This window comes from Asticcacaulis sp. P2_C5, assembly GCF_056404555.1.
This window is the reverse complement of the sequence record NZ_JBFUDU010000005.1, coordinates 375117-392900: the sequence shown is the minus strand read 5'-3', so window position 1 is coordinate 392900 and position 17784 is coordinate 375117. Positions and strand designations below refer to the sequence as shown.

Annotated in this window: 15 protein-coding genes; 8 read left to right on the top strand and 7 right to left on the bottom strand. The window is 62.8% G+C overall.

Annotated features, from left to right (window positions below; genetic code table 11):
* Window positions 1-114 precede the first annotated feature (114 nt).
* Window positions 115-465, bottom strand: coding sequence for a hypothetical protein (locus AC1DXO_RS11610; RefSeq protein WP_476978304.1), 351 nt, complete (start codon window positions 463-465; stop codon window positions 115-117).
* A gap of 285 nt (window positions 466-750) precedes the next feature.
* Here AC1DXO_RS11610 and gap point away from each other — a divergent pair, with 285 nt between their 5' ends.
* The 3 genes from gap to fba all read left to right on the top strand — a co-directional run bounded on the left by gap (window position 751) and on the right by fba (window position 4301).
* Window positions 751-1758 carry a type I glyceraldehyde-3-phosphate dehydrogenase gene (gene gap, locus AC1DXO_RS11605; RefSeq protein ID WP_476978303.1) on the top strand — a complete coding sequence of 336 codons (1008 nt, stop codon included), beginning with the start codon at window positions 751-753 and terminating at the stop codon, window positions 1756-1758.
* A 165-nt stretch (window positions 1759-1923) separates the two neighbouring features.
* Window positions 1924-3120 carry a phosphoglycerate kinase gene (locus AC1DXO_RS11600; protein WP_476978302.1) on the top strand — a complete coding sequence of 399 codons (1197 nt, stop codon included), beginning with the start codon at window positions 1924-1926 and terminating at the stop codon, window positions 3118-3120.
* 143 nt (window positions 3121-3263) lie between these two features.
* Complete coding sequence (gene fba, locus AC1DXO_RS11595) at window positions 3264-4301, top strand: class II fructose-bisphosphate aldolase (RefSeq protein ID WP_476978301.1); 1038 nt, start codon at window positions 3264-3266, stop codon at window positions 4299-4301.
* A gap of 8 nt (window positions 4302-4309) precedes the next feature.
* Here the strand turns inward: fba and AC1DXO_RS11590 are convergent, their stop codons facing one another.
* The 5 genes from AC1DXO_RS11590 to AC1DXO_RS11570 form a co-directional block, all read right to left on the bottom strand.
* Complete coding sequence (locus tag AC1DXO_RS11590; protein WP_476978300.1) at window positions 4310-6250, bottom strand: TonB-dependent receptor; 1941 nt, start codon at window positions 6248-6250, stop codon at window positions 4310-4312.
* Window positions 6251-6405: 155 nt separating this feature from the next.
* Window positions 6406-8325: a DUF3604 domain-containing protein gene (locus AC1DXO_RS11585; RefSeq protein ID WP_476978299.1), complete on the bottom strand. Its 1920-nt coding sequence runs from the start codon at window positions 8323-8325 to the stop codon at window positions 6406-6408.
* A 19-nt stretch (window positions 8326-8344) separates the two neighbouring features.
* On the bottom strand, window positions 8345-9316 hold the full coding sequence (locus AC1DXO_RS11580; protein ID WP_476978298.1) for a HupE/UreJ family protein: 972 nt from the start codon (window positions 9314-9316) through the stop codon (window positions 8345-8347).
* Between the two features lie 302 nt (window positions 9317-9618).
* Window positions 9619-10536: a peptidyl-prolyl cis-trans isomerase gene (locus tag AC1DXO_RS11575; protein ID WP_476978297.1), complete on the bottom strand. Its 918-nt coding sequence runs from the start codon at window positions 10534-10536 to the stop codon at window positions 9619-9621.
* A 6-nt stretch (window positions 10537-10542) separates the two neighbouring features.
* Entirely contained in the window at window positions 10543-12990 is a 2448-nt protein-coding gene (locus tag AC1DXO_RS11570) for a TonB-dependent receptor (RefSeq protein ID WP_476978296.1), read from the bottom strand.
* Window positions 12991-13339: 349 nt separating this feature from the next.
* Here AC1DXO_RS11570 and AC1DXO_RS11565 point away from each other — a divergent pair, with 349 nt between their 5' ends.
* Together AC1DXO_RS11565 and AC1DXO_RS11560 are read left to right on the top strand one after the other, a co-directional pair.
* Window positions 13340-14716: a DUF1254 domain-containing protein gene (locus AC1DXO_RS11565; RefSeq protein WP_476978295.1), complete on the top strand. Its 1377-nt coding sequence runs from the start codon at window positions 13340-13342 to the stop codon at window positions 14714-14716.
* Window position 14717: 1 nt separating this feature from the next.
* Window positions 14718-15038 carry a LysR family transcriptional regulator gene (locus AC1DXO_RS11560; RefSeq protein ID WP_476978294.1) on the top strand — a complete coding sequence of 107 codons (321 nt, stop codon included), beginning with the start codon at window positions 14718-14720 and terminating at the stop codon, window positions 15036-15038.
* On the opposite strand, the gene AC1DXO_RS11555 is transcribed toward AC1DXO_RS11560, so the two are convergent.
* Window positions 15009-16166: a pyridoxal phosphate-dependent aminotransferase gene (locus tag AC1DXO_RS11555; protein WP_476978293.1), complete on the bottom strand. Its 1158-nt coding sequence runs from the start codon at window positions 16164-16166 to the stop codon at window positions 15009-15011. The genes AC1DXO_RS11560 and AC1DXO_RS11555 overlap by 30 nt on opposite strands.
* A 128-nt stretch (window positions 16167-16294) precedes the next feature.
* Between AC1DXO_RS11555 and AC1DXO_RS11550 the strand changes: the two genes are divergently transcribed.
* From AC1DXO_RS11550 to AC1DXO_RS11540, 3 genes are read left to right on the top strand one after another with little or no spacing between them, the layout of a single operon-like run.
* Entirely contained in the window at window positions 16295-16846 is a 552-nt protein-coding gene (locus tag AC1DXO_RS11550; protein ID WP_476978292.1) for a 6-carboxytetrahydropterin synthase, read from the top strand.
* Window positions 16843-17193, top strand: a complete 351-nt coding sequence (gene folB / locus AC1DXO_RS11545; protein ID WP_476978291.1) for a dihydroneopterin aldolase — start codon at window positions 16843-16845, stop codon at window positions 17191-17193. Before AC1DXO_RS11550 ends, folB begins: the two co-directional genes overlap by 4 nt.
* 7 nt (window positions 17194-17200) lie before the next feature.
* Entirely contained in the window at window positions 17201-17740 is a 540-nt protein-coding gene (locus AC1DXO_RS11540) for a DinB family protein (RefSeq protein WP_476978290.1), read from the top strand.
* The last annotated feature ends 44 nt before the right edge of the window (window positions 17741-17784 follow it).

The window sequence follows — 17784 nt, the reverse complement described above, 5'->3', positions numbered from 1 at the left end:
CTGAACTACCTGTGAGCGTATCGTCATATTGGCTGCCTTCGATCCAGCCGGCATTCAAAACGTTTTTTATCGTCCCGCCGCCGATGGTCTGGCTGGCCAGCGCCATGTCAAGGGTCACGCCAATCGACGCGCCCTGGAAGCTGATGAACAGAACGTCATGGTAGCCGCCGTACTGGTCGCCGCCATCGACATTGTCGCCATAGCCGGCCGACAGGATGTCCTCCCCATCGCCCCCCAACAGGGTGTCGACCTCTGTCCCGCGGTCAAGCAGGGGGGCACCGAAGAGTCGTTATATTTACCCAGCGGACCGGTCGAATAGAGGACGTCATTACCCGTACCGCCATCCAGCAAGTCGGCGCCGTCGTTACCGCTAAGGGTGTCGCTGCCGTCATTGCCCCGCGCGGTGTCATCACCCGTGCCGCCATCGAATGTATCGTTGCCCGTTCCGCCCACGAAATCAGTCATTGTGCGATCTCCCCCCGCCCGTGCCACGAACCGCGTCGGCAGCGCACACCAATCACTACTCAACCTGCAATCAGTTGTACATCCCGGTCACCAGCAAGACCCGCAAATCCATTTCAAATCTGACCATTTATCGGACATAAGCCTCGCCCGGCCATGGAATTTCGGCGTTAGCGCTATCATATACGTTGCGCCGCGAAATAGGGCTTGACTTCAAGGCCTTGAGGTTAAAGAACCACGGCGCAAAAACGCTTTGCACACAGCTCGCAGACATAAGGAACTCCATCCATGGCTTTACGTGTCGCCATCAACGGGTTCGGCCGCATCGGCCGCCTGGTCCTCCGCTCCATCATCGAACATGGCCGCACGGACATCGAAGTTGTAGCGATCAACGACCTGGGCCCGGTGGAAACCAATGCACACCTGCTGCGCTATGACAGCGTGCACGGCCGCTTCCCGGGCAAGGTCACTGTCAACGGCGACAGCATCGACGTCGGCAAGGGCCCGATCAAGGTGACCGCCATCCGCAACCCGGCCGAACTGCCGCACAAGGACCTGGGCGTCGACATCGCCCTGGAATGCACCGGCATCTTCACCAAGCGCGATACCGCTGCCGCCCACCTGCAGGCCGGCGCGAAGAAGGTCATCGTTTCGGCGCCGTGCGACGGCGCCGACAAGACGATCGTCTACGGCGTCAACCACCACCAGCTGACCGCCGCCGACGAAGTTATCTCCAACGCTTCGTGCACCACCAACTGCCTGGCGCCGGTCGCCAAGGTGCTGCACGACCTGTGCGGCATCGAACGCGGCTACATGACCACGATCCACAGCTACACCAACGACCAGCCGTCGCTCGACCAGATGCACAAGGACCTGTACCGCGCCCGCGCCGCGGCTCTCAGCATGATCCCGACCTCGACCGGTGCGGCCAAGGCCGTCGGCCTGGTCCTGCCGGAGCTGAAGGGCAAGCTGGACGGTTCGTCGATCCGCGTGCCGACCCCGAACGTCTCGGCCGTCGACCTGGTGTTCACGCCAGGCCGGTCGGTGACCAAGGAAGAGATCAACGCCGCCATCATCGCTGCCGCCGATGGCCCGATGCACGGCGTGCTCGACTATACCGACGAGCCGCTGGTGTCGTCCGACTTCAACCACGCGCCGGCATCGTCGACCTTCGCCCTGAACCAGACCCAGGTGATCAAGGGCCAGATGGTCCGCATCCTCAGCTGGTACGACAACGAATGGGGCTTCTCGTCGCGCATGGCCGACACGGCCGTCCACTTCGGCAAGCTGATCTGATACCCAACCCCGCCGGTCAGCCGGCGGGGTTTTTAATGTGTGAAGTGTCCCCCCTCCGTCGGCTTCGCCGCCACCTCCCCCGCACGCGGTGGAGGACAAGACCTAGAGATGTCTTCAAGGAGAAAGTGGTCACCTGCCTAGCTTTTCGACATCCAGGATTCTTACATGCCCTTCAAGACCCTCGACGACGTTTCCGATTTAAATGGCAAGACCGCCCTGGTGCGCGTCGATTTCAACGTGCCGATGGAAGACGGACGCATCACCGACGACACCCGCCTGCGCGTCGCCCTGCCGACCATCGCCAGGCTGAAGGCGCTGGGCGCCCGCGTTGCCTTGCTGGCCCATTTCGACCGGCCGAAGGGCAAGGTCGTGCCGGAAATGTCGCTGAAGCCGGTCGCAGCTGCCCTGTCGGCACTACTCGGCGAAACTGTCTATTTTGCCGCCGACTGCGTCGGACCCGATGCCGCCGAACTGCTGAAGCGCATGCCGTCCGACGGCGTCGCCCTGTTGGAAAATGTCCGCTTCCACGCCGGCGAGGAAAAGAACGACCCGGCATTTGCCGCGGAATTGGCGGCAATCGGCGACATCTATGTCAATGACGCCTTTTCGGCCGCCCACCGCGCCCACGCCTCGACCGAAGGCCTGGCGCGCCTGCTGCCCGCCTATGCCGGCGAGAGCATGCGCCGCGAACTGGACGCCCTGGAAGCCGCACTAGGTAATCCGCAGCGCCCGACGCTCGGCATTGTCGGCGGCTCGAAGGTCTCGACCAAGCTCGACCTGTTGAAAAACCTGGTCGGCAAGCTCGACGCCCTGGCGATCGGCGGCGGTATGGCCAACACCTTCCTTTATGCCCAGGGCGTCGATATCGGCGGCTCGCTGTGCGAAAAGGACCTGAAGGACACGGCGCTGGAAATCCTGGCCGAAGCTGAAAGCAAAGGCTGCCGCATCCTGCTGCCGGTCGATGTCGTCGTGGCGCAAGAGTTCAAGGCCCACGCCGCCAACCGTACCGAAGCGACCGGCGGCGTCCTGACGGCCGACGACAAGATTTTCGATGCTGGCCCGAAGACGGTGGCGCAACTGACCGAGGTCATGGCCAACAGCAAGACCCTGATCTGGAACGGGCCACTGGGTGTGTTTGAATTGCCACCTTTCGACGCTGCAACCGTCGCCGCTGCGAAATTTGCTGCAACGCAAACAAAATCGGGTAAGCTGGTTGCGGTCGCTGGCGGAGGCGACACGGTTGCCGCGCTGAACCATGCCGGCGTGGTCGATGACATGACCTTTGTTTCGACCGCAGGCGGCGCCTTCCTGGAATGGATGGAAGGCAAGGTCCTGCCCGGTGTTGCCGCATTGGAGGCTTGAGTACAGTCTGCAGGCTTGAGTACAGTACAGTAAGGGGAAATGAATTCGATATTTGCACGACGACGGAAAAAACAGGTCAAAGACCACCGTCGTCATGCGTCTGACCGGCCTTGCCACAGGGCCGCATTGAAAAGGGAAGTTAAATGGCTCGTATCAGTTTACGTCAATTGCTCGACCACGCGGCCGAGTATCAGTACGGCATGCCCGCCTACAATATCAACAATATGGAACAGGGCCTGGCCATTATGGAGGCGGCGCGCAAGACGCAGTCGCCAGTGATCATCCAGGCGTCGCGCGGCGCCCGCGCCTATTCCAACGATCTGATGCTGAAGCGCATGATCAATGCCCTGGTCGAGATCTATCCCGAAATTCCGCTGTGCATGCACCAGGACCACGGCAACAGCGTCGGCACTTGCGCCTCGGCCATCCAGCATGGCTTTACGTCGGTGATGATGGACGGCTCGCTGATGGCAGACGCCAAGACGCCCGCTAGCTACGACTACAATGTCGACGTGACGCGCCGGGTGGTTGAAATGGCCCATGCCTGCGGTGTCTCGGTCGAGGGCGAACTGGGCGTGCTGGGCTCGCTGGAAAGCGGCATGGGCGAGGCGGAGGATGGCCACGGCTTCGAAGGCGTGCTGGACCATTCGCAACTGCTGACCGATCCGGACCAGGCGGTCGATTTCGTCGCCCGGACCAATGTCGACGCCCTGGCCATCGCCATGGGGACGTCGCACGGCGCCTACAAGTTCACGCGCAAGCCCGACGGTGACGTCCTGGCCATGAACGTCATTTCCGAGATTCACAAGCGCCTGCCCAACACGCACCTGGTCATGCACGGTTCGTCGTCGGTACCGCAGGACCTGCAGGACATGATCAACGAATACGGCGGCAACATGCCGCAAACCTGGGGTGTGCCGGTCGAAGAACTGCAAAAGGCCATCAAGATGGGTGTGCGCAAGATCAATATCGACACCGATCTGCGCCTGGCCATCACGGCCGGCATTCGTGAGACCTTCGTCAAGAACCCCGAAGTGTTCGACCCGCGGACCTATTTCAAGCCGGCCTATGCCATGATGCAGAAGGTTTGCGAGGACCGCTTCGAACAGTTCGGCGCGGCCGGAAATGCGTCGAAAATCAAGCCGGTCGGCCTGTCGACCATGGTCCAGTTCTATCTGTAGAGGTTTGCCTACAGGCTGAACTTCAGGCCGATGCGGAGCTGACGCGGTTCCTGGGGGTGGAAGTGGACATCGGCCACCCCGCCGGCAGCTTCCCCGGCCAGGCGCGACTCATAGAAATAGGTGATGTCGTTGTCGCCGCTATCCAGCAGGTTCAGCACGTCAAGGGTCAGGGCGGCGCGGCCGAATTCGTGGTTCCACGCCCCATTGACCAGGGTCGAGGTCCGCGAACGTGCTGAATCGTCTTCGATCAGGGCAGAGGGTCCCAGACGGCGGAAGGTGACTTCGAACGTGTCGTGCGGGCCGGCCTTGGCCGTCACGCCTGCCGTCAGGACGTAGTCGAGCGCGTTCGGGATTCGCTCACCGGTGACGTAGCGGGCATGGGTCGCGGCATAGCTGAAATCGAAGTTGAGCGCCCTGACCGGCGTATAGCTGGCAGTGAACTCGACGCCGTGCCGGCGCGAGGCCGCACTCGATTCCGTATCACCCGCGTCGCCGGAATAGACCAGTTCCGAATCGAGATCGAGCGCCCACGCCGTCAGGCTGGCCGACAGCCCACCACGTTCGAAGCGCGCCCCGATTTCCGATCCGGTGGCGGCAGCAAACAGAGGCGCCGGATCGACGGCCGCCAATGTGCCGCGGGCGTCGTTGCTGTGAAAGCCCCGGCCCCAGTCGCCGTAAAACTCCCACGATGGCGACAGTCGGTAGGCCAGTGTCAGTTTCGGGCTGGCTATGGTGCGGCCGCGCGTACCGGAATTGGCGGGATCGGCGGCATCGACCTGGTTGCGCAAGGTATCGAGCCGCACGGCCAGGCTGGTGCGCAAGGCACCCGTCTGCCAGTCGGCGCGACTCCACAGTCCCGCCGACAGCTGCGTGACCGCATCCTCGCGCCGCGTCGCCAGCCTATGCCGGCTTTTTGTCGCATATAGCCCGATCCGGCCAATATCGTCATAGTGCAGATCGGCGCCTGTCGAGAGGTCGAGACCCGGCGACACCTGCCACCGCTTGCTGGCGGATGCGCCTGCGACCCACCGTCGTTCGGCCTGTTCGAACTGGTCGCCGTTCTCGCGGTCATCGAGAAAATAGGTAAAGTTGGACCACAGGTTCAGCCGGTAGGCCTGGGCATAGACAACGAGGTCGCTGTCGTCGGTCTGGCGGCGGGCGGACAGGATCGTCCTTTGGCTACGGCCGCCGTCCGACGGGTCGATGACGCCCAGCGGCGACAAGGTCCCGGCGGCAACGGCGCGTAGCGGTATCTGGTCGGCCGAGTTCCAGTCGGCCGTGTAGTACAGTCCACTAATCCGCCAGGCGCCCAAACGGTAGCTACCGTGCAGGCCCAGCTTGTGCAGATCTTCCGGCGTCGTCCACGGGCCGTCATTGCGCTGGGCATCGACAGCGACATAGGCGTCGTCGGTAATACGCCAAGCCCCCACCAGACGGCCATAACCGTTGCCACCGGCCTGTACCTGGAGGGACGAGGTCCGCAGGCTGGCTGTTGTGTTAAATGACGCCGTACCGGCGGCCGAGAAATCGCCAGTATCGGCATAGTAGGTGCCTTTGCGATAGCTGATGCTGCCGATCAGTTCCGGGGTCACCGTGTTGATATCGAGATAGCCCTGGCCGTGGGCATTGGTGCGCAGGTTAAGCGGCACACCGTCGAGGAAGATCGAGAAGTCGGTGCCGTGGTCGAGATTGAAGCCGCGCAGGAAATACTGGTTGGCCTTGCCCTCGCCCGAATGCTGGGTGGCGGCCAGGCCGGGCACGACTTCGGACAGTTCCCCTGGCCGCAGCAAGGGACGCAGGGCATAGTCAGAAAAGGTCACCACGCCTTCGCTCGCCGAGGTCGCCCTGCCGACTTCGCGGTTGCGACGGCCCCAGACATAGATAACCGGCGTATCGTCGCTCGGCGAGGCGGTGCTGATGACCTGCTCGGTGGCAGGGAGGGAGTCCACGTGTGAGGTCCTTTAGGAGGGAAAAATCGACATGCCGAGCGGTTCGACTGGTCGTATTCCCCCGCCCACCGCCTTCAGCGGTCCCCCCTCCCCGCACGCGAGGAGGGCGAAACCTTTGTATATTACGTCTTTGCTGCTCTGATGGATGCAGCCGCTCAGGCTTTCGGCGTGTACCAGATAGGTGACGACCAGGCGCGTTCCTGGATGGTCGCCGCAATGCCATCTGGCAGAGGCAGACCATTCTGGACCGCCAGCAGGGTCGTCCAGCGCGGTGTCGGGATTTCCAGCACGCGGACATAATAGGCCGCCGATTGCGACGCCTTGAATTCCGGGTCGCGCCAGGTGGTCTGCAGGGCGACCGAACCGATGGTATTGGTATAGGCGCCGGTCTTCAGGTCGACCGTATTACCGATCGGCTTCAGCTTGCCGGACGCGTCATGACCGCGGCCGGCATCGAAGGCGACGTCGAACACCTTCTCCTTCTGGACGCCGTTCTCGACCCAGACCTTGACGATCTGGACACGGTCAAGATTGGCGCCATTGGGGTCTTTCAGAGCCCAGACGAGGAAGGATGGGGCGCCGGCATTCGCCGGACGCGCCGGCAGGTCGGACCCCATCGGCGTACCATGGGCATAGGCCTGTTTCACGGCGTCGCTCTTCTTGTCGAAGCCGGGCGCGAAGTCCCAGCCACCGAACAGACGCACCTTGAGGCGCGTACCCGAGGTGGCAAACGTCTCCTTGCGGCGGAAGGCGTCATAGATCGACTCGCGGGTGTTCTGCTCGGCCCAGACGCCGGTCAGGCCGGCAGAACCGGTGATGGTGGCGTTGAACGCCGCCGGATCGGTTGACGGCGACAGCAGCGCCCGGGCCGCTTCGACCGATGTCTTGCCGCCGCCGACATTGGCGCCGCCGATATTGCCGCCGAAGTCCTTTTCTGAGGAGACGCTGAGGCCGCCGTGGAAATCAGCCGAGCCCGTATAGCCGGACTTATACGGATTGGCGCCGATCTTTTCGTTGATGACCAGGCCCTTGCCGAGGGCATCGCGGGTGTAGGAGCCTGCCGGGCGGCTTTTTTGCGGCGAGATCAGCAGGCGGTCGAAGATTTCGAAGCCGGCGAACTCGTCATTGGGCGACAGGCTGGGATGGGTTTCCGACGTGCCCTTGTTCTGCGAAATCTCGGTCAGCGGCTCATTCTCGCTGCGCAGGGTGGCGTAGGCGACGTCAATCGGGCGACCATCCAGCGTGGTCCAGTCGTACATCAACCCGTTGGAGGCATTGGCGTTGTGACTGATGGCAAGCGCCTCGAAGCCCTGGCCGCGGATCTTGGTCAGCCATGACCAAAGGTCCTCTGGCTTCGACGAATCGATCGAGCTGAACGGGTGAGGCGCCGCACTCCCGCGGAAGATGACATTGCGGTGCAGGTTCTGCCCGTTCGGCATCGAGCTCCACTCATAGCCGATAAAGGTGGTGAACTTGCCGGGCTGGTAGTTGCGGTTGGCGGCGTCGATCTCGCGTTGCCATGCCGAGGAGGTGAGATCGGCGATATTGACGCCGGGTATGCCCTTAAGAATGTCGCCCTTGAGCAGCTGACCGATCAGGGCCAGGGCTTCCGATACACCATCACGCTTGGCGGTCAGGTCGAGCTTGCCCTCGGCCTTGGCCTTCAGAATGCGCTGCCCCAGTTCGCTTTTCGAGAGGGCGCTGTTCGGATCGTCCAATTCATTGAACACACCGATATTTTCCGAGTGGTCGGTGACCGCCAGAAAATCGAGCGGTTCACCGCGGCGGACCTTCTCGCCAAGATAATTGATCTCCTCGCCGCGGGCGAAGTGGTAGGCCTCATCCGGCGTGGTCTTGGTACCCATCAGGACATAGGCGTCGAAGGAGTTGGTGGTGTGCAGGTGCAGGTCGCCATACCACGCTTGACGGTCTTCGGGCGCCGTCGAAGCCGGCGGAGCGGCAACGGGTACGGCGGCTGTGACAGCCTGCTGGCGGGCGATGGCGAAACCGGCGCCGGCGACGATGGCGACAGCCAGGCCGGTCAGGGCGACGGTAGAGAGCAGCTTGGTTTTCATGGTGGATATCCCTGAGATTTTAATGAAGGGCGGCATGGAGGCGTTCGAACACCCAGAAGGTGGCGCAGACGCCGATGACGTAATTCGGTGCGTGAATGAGCGCCGGATGACGGGTGAATTTGACGCGTTTGAGGAGGAAGATGACGAGGAGGACGACGGCGACGAAGATCAGTTGGCCGATCTCGACCCCGGCGTTGAACAAAAGCAGGGCCAGCGGGATGTTGTCCCTGGGCAGGCCGATCTCGGCCAGGGCGCCGGCGAAGGCGGTGCCGTGCAGCAGACCGAAAGCGAAGGCGATCAGCCACGGCCAGCGTTGAGTGACGCTGGTCTTACCACGCGCGAAGTTGGTGAGTTCGACGGCGACAAAGACGATACTGAGCGCGACCAGGGCTTCGATCTGGGCCGGCTTGACGGTGATGACGTGCAGCGCCGTCAGGGCCAGGGTGATGCTGTGAGCGACAGTGAAGGCGGTGACGGTCTTGAGCAGGGTCGGTATGCCGCGGACCAGCAGGACCAGGCCGAGCACGAACAGCAGGTGATCGTAGCCGGTCAGGATGTGGGTGATCCCCAGGCCGACATAGGTGGCGATCGGTAGGTTGTTGCCGCGCCGATCGAGCGACAGAGTGCCCGCTTGCGGCCGCAGGAGCTGCTGCAGATCGTGGCCATCGGCATAGTGGATGACGACCAGGGCATCGGTGATCGAGCGGTCAAGGCCATGGACCGTAACCGTGCGGCCGCCGAGGCCTGTCTTGCCGGCATCGAGATCGCGCCAGATGCGCGTCTGGTAGCCGGGTCCGGATTCGACCGTGGGCTGGCCCGACAACAAGCCGCCGGAGATGTCGGGATCGAGACGCACCGCCAGGCTGGCCGTCGCCGGCTGCTTGAACAGCACGTCGACATGGCCATCGGTGCGCTCGGTGATTTCAAGATAGGCCGGGCGGACCTCGTGGGCGTTGGCAACGGCGGCCAAACCGGTCAGGAGCAGGAACACTGTCGCGAGTATAAGTCTGAGTGTTGGGGCTATACCACCAAGCCAGTCCTCCACCGCTTGCGGGGGAGGTGTCGGCGAAGCCGACGGAGGGGGGAATTGTTGTTTATGCGATGCAGGACTGATTGCGCATTTATCAGCGACGCGTTGCGCCAAGCTGAACGTCTCGAGTTGCCCCCTCCGGCGCTTCGCGCCACCTCCCCCGCAAGCGGTGGAGGACTGTGCTTTAATTGCCTGCCGAAATGCACGCAGGGGGAGACGTTTATCCAGGTGCAGCCCGACGGGGGTGCTGGTGGCCGACTGGGTCATTTTGCCGCCTCGACCACGACGTTGTACGACTTGCGCAGCTTGGCCAGGGTGTCGCCGTTGATCTTTTCGCGCTGGGCGGCGCGCCAATCGTCGAGCACACGGGTGGCGACCGCTTCGTAGGGTTGGGGTTTGGCAGGGGTCACGCCGGTAACGCGAACCAGGTGCCAGCCAAAACCCGAGTGGAAAGGACCGACCCATTCGCCGGGTCTGGCCGTGAACAGCTCGTGGCTGAGCGCACTGGCGCCGAACAGGCGTTCGGCGTCGCCCTGAGTCAAATCAGCCAGGTCACTGGGGCCCGGGAAGACGTCGCCGGCTTCGGGTGCACGCTCGGCGTGCGATGCGATCAGGCGCGGCAATGCCTCCTTGGCGCGTTCCAGGGCCAGGCCATCATCACCCTTGTCCGGGGTGAAATAGACGTGGGTGAAGGCGCGGCGCTCCGGCTCGCCATAGGCGGCCTGATGATCCGAGTACCAGGCGTGCAGGGTGGCATCCGACGGGGTCTGCAGGCTTTGCAGATCCTGTTGCAGGAACTCGTATTTTTGAACCAGGCGGCGACGAACGATTTCGTCGTCACTGTCGAGGCCCAGCGCCAGGCTTTCGCGATACTCGATCTCCTCGCGGACATAGTTGTCGACCAGGGTGTGGAGCTGGCCGTCGGTCGGCGCCTGGCCGAACTGCTGGCGGAAGGTGTCTTTCAGCCGGTCGACGCGTTCCGGCGTCACCACGACGCGATAACGCGTCGTGTAGTGCTCTATCGTTTCGCTGGCGGCGAACAGGGCAGCGCCGATCAGGATGAAATGGACCAGCGGCTCGCGCGCCGCCTTGCGCAGCCAGTCGGGAAATCTGGCTGGCAAGGCGGCCCAGGTGAAGGCTGGAAGCCGCACGCCCGGTGCGGAAGCGGATTTGGTGTTCATGACGGTCTAGCCTCCGAACTTGTGGCGCAGGGTCAGGCCATAGGTGCGCGGTTGCGACGGGATGCCGGTAATGACTCCGGACGCGCCCGCCGTGCCGGCACCCAGGGTTTCGAAATATTTGGCCTGTCCGATATTGCGCGACCACAGGGTCAGGCTGTCCGTGCCGTCCTGGCTGCGCACGCCCAGCTGGGCATTGACGACAGTGAAGCCGTTGATGCGCGACGAAGCCGAGTCGTTGATCGTGGCGAAGAAGGCCGACTTGAGGTTGGCGTCGGCGGCGGCGAACAGCTCGTAGCGGCTGCCCGGCAGGGGGTGGCTGTAATCGGCGCCGAAGCTGGCCGACCATTTCGGCGCGCCCGGCAACTGGCGGCCCGACAGGTCGATATAATTCGCCGTCGCCGGCAGCAGGCCGGTATATTCGACCGGTGGCGGCGCCTGCTTGTAATCGGCGTATTCGGCTTCGGTATAGGCGACCGACAGGTACAGGCCGAGATTTTCGGTCGGACGGTAGCGGATGTCGCTCTCGATACCCTGCGAGCGCACCAGACCGATATTGGCGATATAGGTGGTGAACAGCTGGGTGTCGAAGACGTTGGTCTGGTAGTCCTTGGTGTCGGTGCTGAAGGCGGCGACGTTGAAGGTCAGGTTGCGGTTGAGCAGGCTCGACTTGAAGCCCAGCTCGTACGAATCGACCTGTTCCGGCTCGACCGCCTTGGGAACGCTGGGCGCCAGGTTGGACAGGTTCAGCCCGCCCGACTTGTAGCCACGCTGATAGCTGGCATAGGCCAGGATGTCCTTGCTGAAGCGGTAGTTGGCGGTCAGCAGGCCCGAGACATTGCTTTCGTCGGTGTCGACCGTATAGGCGTTGCCGGCGCCAACCAGGTTGCGGATCTTGGTGACATAGGCCTGGTCGGCCGGCGCGAAGCTGTCGAGCGGGGCGCCGCCGACCACGTGCTGTTCATAGACGCCGGTCTTCTGTTCAGACGTATAGCGCAGGCCGCCGGTCAGCTCCCAATGTTCGGAGACGTTCCAACTGGCCTGGCCGAACAGGGCCCAGGATTTGGTCTCCGGGCGCGAATAGGCGGCGATCTGGTAGTCGTCGAGCGCGGCCGTAGCCAGGGCGGCCTGTTCCGGAGTCGGATACAGGACCGGCGGCAGGTTCCACCTGGCGGCGTAGGGCCCGTACCAGAAGGTCGAATAGCCATCGACCTTCTGCCAGAAGTAATAGACGCCGGCGACCCAGTCGATGGTCCGCTCACCCTGCGAGGCGATGCGGAATTCCTGCGACAGCTGCTTCTGGTGGTCGATAATCCGCGCCTGGCGAATGGCGGGCAGGCCGATGCCGTCGGCGTCGTTTTCCGGCTTCCAGTCCCAGGAACGGCCAGCGGTAATAGAGGTAAAGCTCAGGCTGTCAGTGGTATATTCGACCTTGGCCGACAGGCCCGCCGTGTACATCTGGGTACGGACGCGCGAGTCGATATCGGCATTGTAGGAATAGGGATCGATTGCCGGGACGGTATAGCCGACGCGGGCGGCACGGGCATAGTAGTCATTGGGCAGGGGCGTGCCGTCGACGCGGGTATTGGCGACCCCGACGACAACGCCGATGCAGCAATCCTGGCGCTGCAGGCCGTAATCGGCGATGACGCGGATCTTCAGGTTTTCGGTCGGCGTGGCCAGCAATTGGGCGCGGGCGGTCAGGTTGTCGTAGCCACCCAGTTCGCGGCCATCATGCAGGTTGTGGACATAGCCGTCGCGATGGGTGCCGGCAATCGAGGCGCGAAAGGCCAGCTTGCCGTCGACGATCGGGCCGGTGATGCTGCCCTTGATCTGCTGGTAGCCGAGATTGCCGCCGGTCGCTTCCAGCGTGCCGCCGAACACCTGGGACGGTTCTTTCGTCACGATATTGATTGCGCCGGCCGTCGTGTTCTTGCCGAACAGCGTGCCCTGCGGTCCACGTAGCACCTCGACCTGCTGCAGATCGACCAGGTCGAATTGCGACTGGCCCGGGCGACCGTAATAGACGTCGTCGACATAGAAGCCGACGCCCTGCTCCAGTCCGTCATTGGTCAGGGAGACATTGCCACCCAGGCCGCGGATACTGACATTGGCGTTGCGCGGGTTGAAGGTGAGGGTCTGGACGCTGGGCACCAATTGCTTGAGCTGGTCGAGGCGGTAGGCGCCGCTGCCCTCGATCTGCGAGGCCGAAAGGGTCGAGATGGCGATCGGCACGCGCTGGACACTTTCGCTGCGGCGACGGGCGGTGACGACGACTTCGATCGCGCCTCCGCCGGCGGCGGCAATTTCAGCGGCCGCGTCTGCCGTGTCTTCGGCGTGGGCAGCACCGACGCCCAAGCCCAAGCTAAGAGCGGTCGACGCCAGAAGAAGGGCCGCGCTTAGCCGGGGTTTCCGGTAACGCGTATCCCGGGGTCGGAACGATAACAAGACAGACATGAAACTTCCTCAGATGAGCGCAAAATGGGCACCGTCGCCAGGCGGTTCCCGGCGTTCGGCCAGACGACGATCGGCGCCTGGAATGCGTTCATTAGAAAAGCTCAGTCGGCCCCAGCCAAATGACCATTTGTCATAAGCACCTGAAATAGCTCGGCTTAATTTTCAAAACTGAGGTAATTCAACAACTTGGTTGCGCCGCAACAAGATTTGGAAAAATTCTGCCGCCAGAATTTAGAATTTCTCTTTTGACGTAAATCACCACTAATTTACTGTTGTATTACGCCTTGTGAATGCGACGACGCCGCTCGGCCCCTTTCCCCTGACTCACGCTTAAAAGGACCGTCGTCGCATGGCCACGAATCTGCCCTCTTCTTCACCTGCACTGTCGCGACGCCACATACTGACCGCGGCCGCCGGCATGGGCGCCCTCACCGCCCTGGGCAGCCCGCCGGCCTTTGCCGCTGACGATTTTTCCGCTGTCGCCGAAGCCGCCGCCATCTGGGGACTGCCTCTGGTCGAGACCGGCCGTTATCTCGACCTGTCGCGGCAGTCGGGCATCGGCTTCAACCGCTTCTACCTGAATCCGAAGCTGGCCACGCCCAGCCTCAAGGTGGCCGGGCCCAATGTCGACACCATCTATGGCTTTGCCTGGCTGGACCTGGCGAAGGAGCCGATCGTGCTCGATGTGCCCGATACCGGCGATCGCTACTATTCGATCCAGTTGGTCGATGCCTACGAAAACACCTTCGCCTATGTCGGCCGCCGCGAGACCGGCACCCGGGCCGGAACCTATGTCATCGCAGCACCGGGCTGGACCGGCAGCCTGCCGGCGGGCACCCGGCTGATTTCCGCCCCGACCCCGCTGGTTTTCGCCCTGACCCGGACCCTGGTGCGCGGAGAGGCCGACGCGCCCCTGGCCGCCGACCTGCAGCTCCATTATACCCTGGCACCCCTGTCCACCTATCCAGCCGGCAGAACGGGCGGCATCGTCCAGGAAGATGTCCTGAACATATTGCCGGTGCTCGATCTGAAGGCGGCGGGAGCCGGCTATTTCGACGAGCTGGATCGGCGGGTTCGCGCCTGGCCGCCGACCGGCCGGGAAGCGGAGACCTTTGCAAGCCTGTCTGCCCTGGGTCTCGGAACCGATGCCTATGCCCAGCGCCGTCAGTCAGGCGCCCTCAGCGACGCTGTCCTCGGTGAAGCCTTTGCGCGCGCATGGGCCCGTGTCCAGGCCAGCAACCCGGCCGAGGTCATCAATGGCTGGCGCGTCAATTTTCATATCAGCAAGTTTATCGCCGATCCCCTCGTTCGCGCTGGCGTCAACCGTTACGGACCCGGGGCGCATATTGCCGAAGAAGCCCTGTATTTCTCGGCGACCGGCGATGCCGACGGCCAGCCTTTGTCGGGACAGAACCGCTACAGCCTCACCTTCCCGGCTGGCCAACTGCCGCCGGTCGAGGCCTTCTGGTCACTGATCCTGTATGGCCCTGACTTCTTTCTCGTCGACAATCCGATCAACCGCTACGCCATCAATGACCGTACGCCAGGGCTTGAGCCGGGGGTGGACGGTTCGCTCACCCTTCTGATCCAGAAGGACGCGCCGGCCGATACCGCCAATTGGCTGCCGGCGCCGGACGGGCGATTCCAGCTGATCCTGCGCACCTACCAGCCGGGCACGGCCATTCTCGACCGCAGCTATAAGCTGCCGCCATTGCATCGGGTGTAGGATGAACTTCCAGCAACTGAGGTTTGTTCGCGAAGCCCAGCGCCGCGACTTCAACCTGACCGAAGTCGGCAATGCCCTCTACATGTCACAGTCCGGCGTCAGCAAGCGTATCCGCGAGCTCGAAATCGAACTGGGTGTCGATATTTTCGTCCGGCGCGGCAAGCGCATCACGGGCCTGACGGCGGCCGGCGAAGACCTGATCGTCATTGTCGAACGCATCCTGGGCGAAACCGACGCGCTACGGGCCTGTGCCAGCGATCTGCGCAAGCGCCCGTCGCGAGCGGGATTGCCCCTATCCGCGGACCTGTGCCTGGCCTGTTAACGGCAACCCGGCGAAGTATCCGGTCAAGCGCCTGATCGCCTCCTCGACCTCGGGAGTCGAGACGGCGAAGCTGAAGCGAATAAAACGGCGGCCATCGACGGGATCGAAATCGATCCCCGGCGCTGTCGCCACCCCCGTCGCCAGCACCAGCTCCTTGCAGAATTGCAGGCTATCGTCGGTCAGGTGGGCAATGTTGGCATAGACATAAAAAGCGCCGTCGGGCGGCGCGATCGAGGTCAAGCCCATGGCCGGCAGGGCGTCCAGCAACAGGCGGCGATTGGCGGCGTAGGTGGCGACATGGCCTTCGAGTTCGTCGCGGCAGTCGAGCGCCGCCAGGCCGGCATGCTGGCTTAGCGACGGCGCGGTCAGGAAGAGGTTGCTGCAATAGGCCCGGACGTGACGGATTTCGTCATCCGGCACCAGCAACCAGCCCAGACGCCAGCCGACCATGCTGAAATATTTGGAAAAGCTGCTGACCACGCGAGCCTCGGGGGCGAATTCGAGCAGGGAATGCGCCGGCTCGACGTAGGAGAGGCCGTGATAAATCTCGTCGGAAATGATCCGGATGCCACGCGCACGGCACACGGCGGCAATAGCCGCCAGTTCGGCAGCTTCGATAATCGTCCCGGTCGGATTGGCGGGGCTGGCGACAATGACACCGTCGGGCGCCGGGTCGAGCGCGGCCAGGGCGGCGGCGGTAAGTTGGAAGCGAACATCGGCGCCGCAGGGAATCTCGACCGGGACCATATGCACCGCCCTGACCGTATTGCGGTAGGCGACATAGCCCGGCCGCGCCATGGCAATACGCGCGCCGGCGGGGAAACCCGAGATCAGGGCCAGCAACAGGGCCGGTGAAGCCCCACAGGTCAGGATGAAGCGGTCCGGATCGACGGTTACGCCGTAGCTGTCGCGATAATGCCTGGCCAGCCGCGTCTTGAGCGGCAGACTTTCCCAGTAACCCATGGCTTCGCTGTCGAGAATGGTGTGGGCGACGACCAGGGCGTCTTTCGGTGCGCCGGTCGAGGGTTGGCCGAACTCCATATGGATGATCGAGCGTCCCTCCCCCTTCAGACGGTGCGCCAGGCGGCTGATGTCCATGGCGTAGAAGGGTTTGATCGCACTGTCCATGTCGGCTCTCGAAACGGGAATAACCATCCGTAGATCAGCTTCCCCAAACCCTCCAGCGCTTTTATGTAGCAGGGCGTGAATTGACTTGCGCCCCCATATGCGCTTGAAGGCCCCAAAGGTCTTTCCGCATGTTGATCCAGTTCAAACGCCGCTTTTCCATGGCCCACCGCCTGCGCTTCGATTCCGTATCGAAATGCATGACGCCGCATGGCCACAACGAATTCGTCGCGGTCAGCCTGCAGCAGAAAGCGGATGCCGCCGGCATGGACTGGGGTAATGCCAACTACACGGCCAGCTTCGCCGACCTGAAGCGGCACTGGCATGGCTTTGTCGACGACGCCCTGGATCATGCCTTCCAACTGGGGCACGACGACCCGATGCTCGGCTATTTCCGCGATCATGAGCCGGACCTGCTGCCGCGCCTGCTGGTCATCGAAGGCGACCCGACGACCGAGGCGGTAGCGACGGCGCTCTATATGAAGCTCAACGCCATACTGGCTGCCTTCCGGCCGGATTTCGAATGCGTCCGTTTCGAGATCGAAGAGACGCCAACCAACAGCATTATCCTGACGCCGGACGATGTCGCGACCTGCCCTATCCGGCTGGGCGAATGGTGTCACCGCGCCGATATGAGCCTCAACGACCTGTTACCGGTCGACTCCTGGGGGACGTTTTCGTGATCATACATCGGCAGATATTCGTTCAGGGTTTGAAGGTCGAGGCCGCCATCGGCGTCTATGACCATGAACACGGCCGCACCCAGCCGCTGGTCATTGACGCACTGATCGATCTCAGCCTGCACGACATTCACGGGCTTAAGGACACGCTGAATTACGAACTGGTTGGCAAAATCGCCCGCGACTATATCGCCCGCGGCCATATCCGCCTGGTCGAGACCCTGGCCGAGGATATGGCGACAACCTTGCTAGACTTGCCGCATGTCCAAAGGGTCGAACTGTCAATCCACAAGCCGGAAGCGCTAAGCGATGCCGACCGCGCCGGCGTGACGGTTACCTACACCCATTGAGGCGGATATGGCACTGGCCTTCAAAGACCATCTGAGCCTGATGGCGCGCTACAACGAAGTGATGAACGCGAAGCTTGTAGCGCTTCTGGCGCCGATACCGACGGCGCAGTTGCAGGAATCGCGCGGCGCCTTTTTCGGCTCGATCCTCGGAACCCTGAACCACCTGATGGTGGCCGACCTGGTGTGGCTGAACCGGATGCGGCCTCAGCCCTATGGTGCTGCCCTGGCACAGCTGGAGTCCCTGCCCCGTCCGACGGCACTGACCGATACGCTGCATTACGATATGGCATCGTTCGCGCCGTCACGGGCTGAACTCGACGCCCTGATCCGCCGCTTTATCGATGGGCTGTCGGACTCCGATATCGCCGGACCTCTGGTCTACAGCAATATGCGCGGCGAGCCGTTCACCAAGACCCTGGGCCTCGTGCTGAGCCATGTCTTCAATCATCAGACCCATCATCGCGGGCAAATCACCACCCTTCTCAGCCAGATGGGTCTCGATATCGGGGTGACGGACCTGGCGCCGCTGGTGCCGGATCTGGCCTAGATTTTGCTATGCAGCATAGGTCCGCCGTATTAGGTTGAACGGAC

Coding starts and splice junctions, on each gene's coding strand:
- AC1DXO_RS11610 (WP_476978304.1), bottom strand. CDS start 465: ATGACTGATTTCGTGGGCGGAACGGGCAACGATACATTCGATGGCGGC.
- gap (WP_476978303.1), top strand. CDS start 751: ATGGCTTTACGTGTCGCCATCAACGGGTTCGGCCGCATCGGCCGCCTG.
- AC1DXO_RS11600 (WP_476978302.1), top strand. CDS start 1,924: ATGCCCTTCAAGACCCTCGACGACGTTTCCGATTTAAATGGCAAGACC.
- fba (WP_476978301.1), top strand. CDS start 3,264: ATGGCTCGTATCAGTTTACGTCAATTGCTCGACCACGCGGCCGAGTAT.
- AC1DXO_RS11585 (WP_476978299.1), bottom strand. CDS start 8,325: ATGAAAACCAAGCTGCTCTCTACCGTCGCCCTGACCGGCCTGGCTGTC.
- AC1DXO_RS11575 (WP_476978297.1), bottom strand. CDS start 10,536: ATGAACACCAAATCCGCTTCCGCACCGGGCGTGCGGCTTCCAGCCTTC.
- AC1DXO_RS11570 (WP_476978296.1), bottom strand. CDS start 12,990: ATGTCTGTCTTGTTATCGTTCCGACCCCGGGATACGCGTTACCGGAAA.
- AC1DXO_RS11565 (WP_476978295.1), top strand. CDS start 13,340: ATGGCCACGAATCTGCCCTCTTCTTCACCTGCACTGTCGCGACGCCAC.
- AC1DXO_RS11560 (WP_476978294.1), top strand. CDS start 14,718: ATGAACTTCCAGCAACTGAGGTTTGTTCGCGAAGCCCAGCGCCGCGAC.
- AC1DXO_RS11555 (WP_476978293.1), bottom strand. CDS start 16,166: ATGGACAGTGCGATCAAACCCTTCTACGCCATGGACATCAGCCGCCTG.
- AC1DXO_RS11550 (WP_476978292.1), top strand. CDS start 16,295: ATGTTGATCCAGTTCAAACGCCGCTTTTCCATGGCCCACCGCCTGCGC.
- AC1DXO_RS11540 (WP_476978290.1), top strand. CDS start 17,201: ATGGCACTGGCCTTCAAAGACCATCTGAGCCTGATGGCGCGCTACAAC.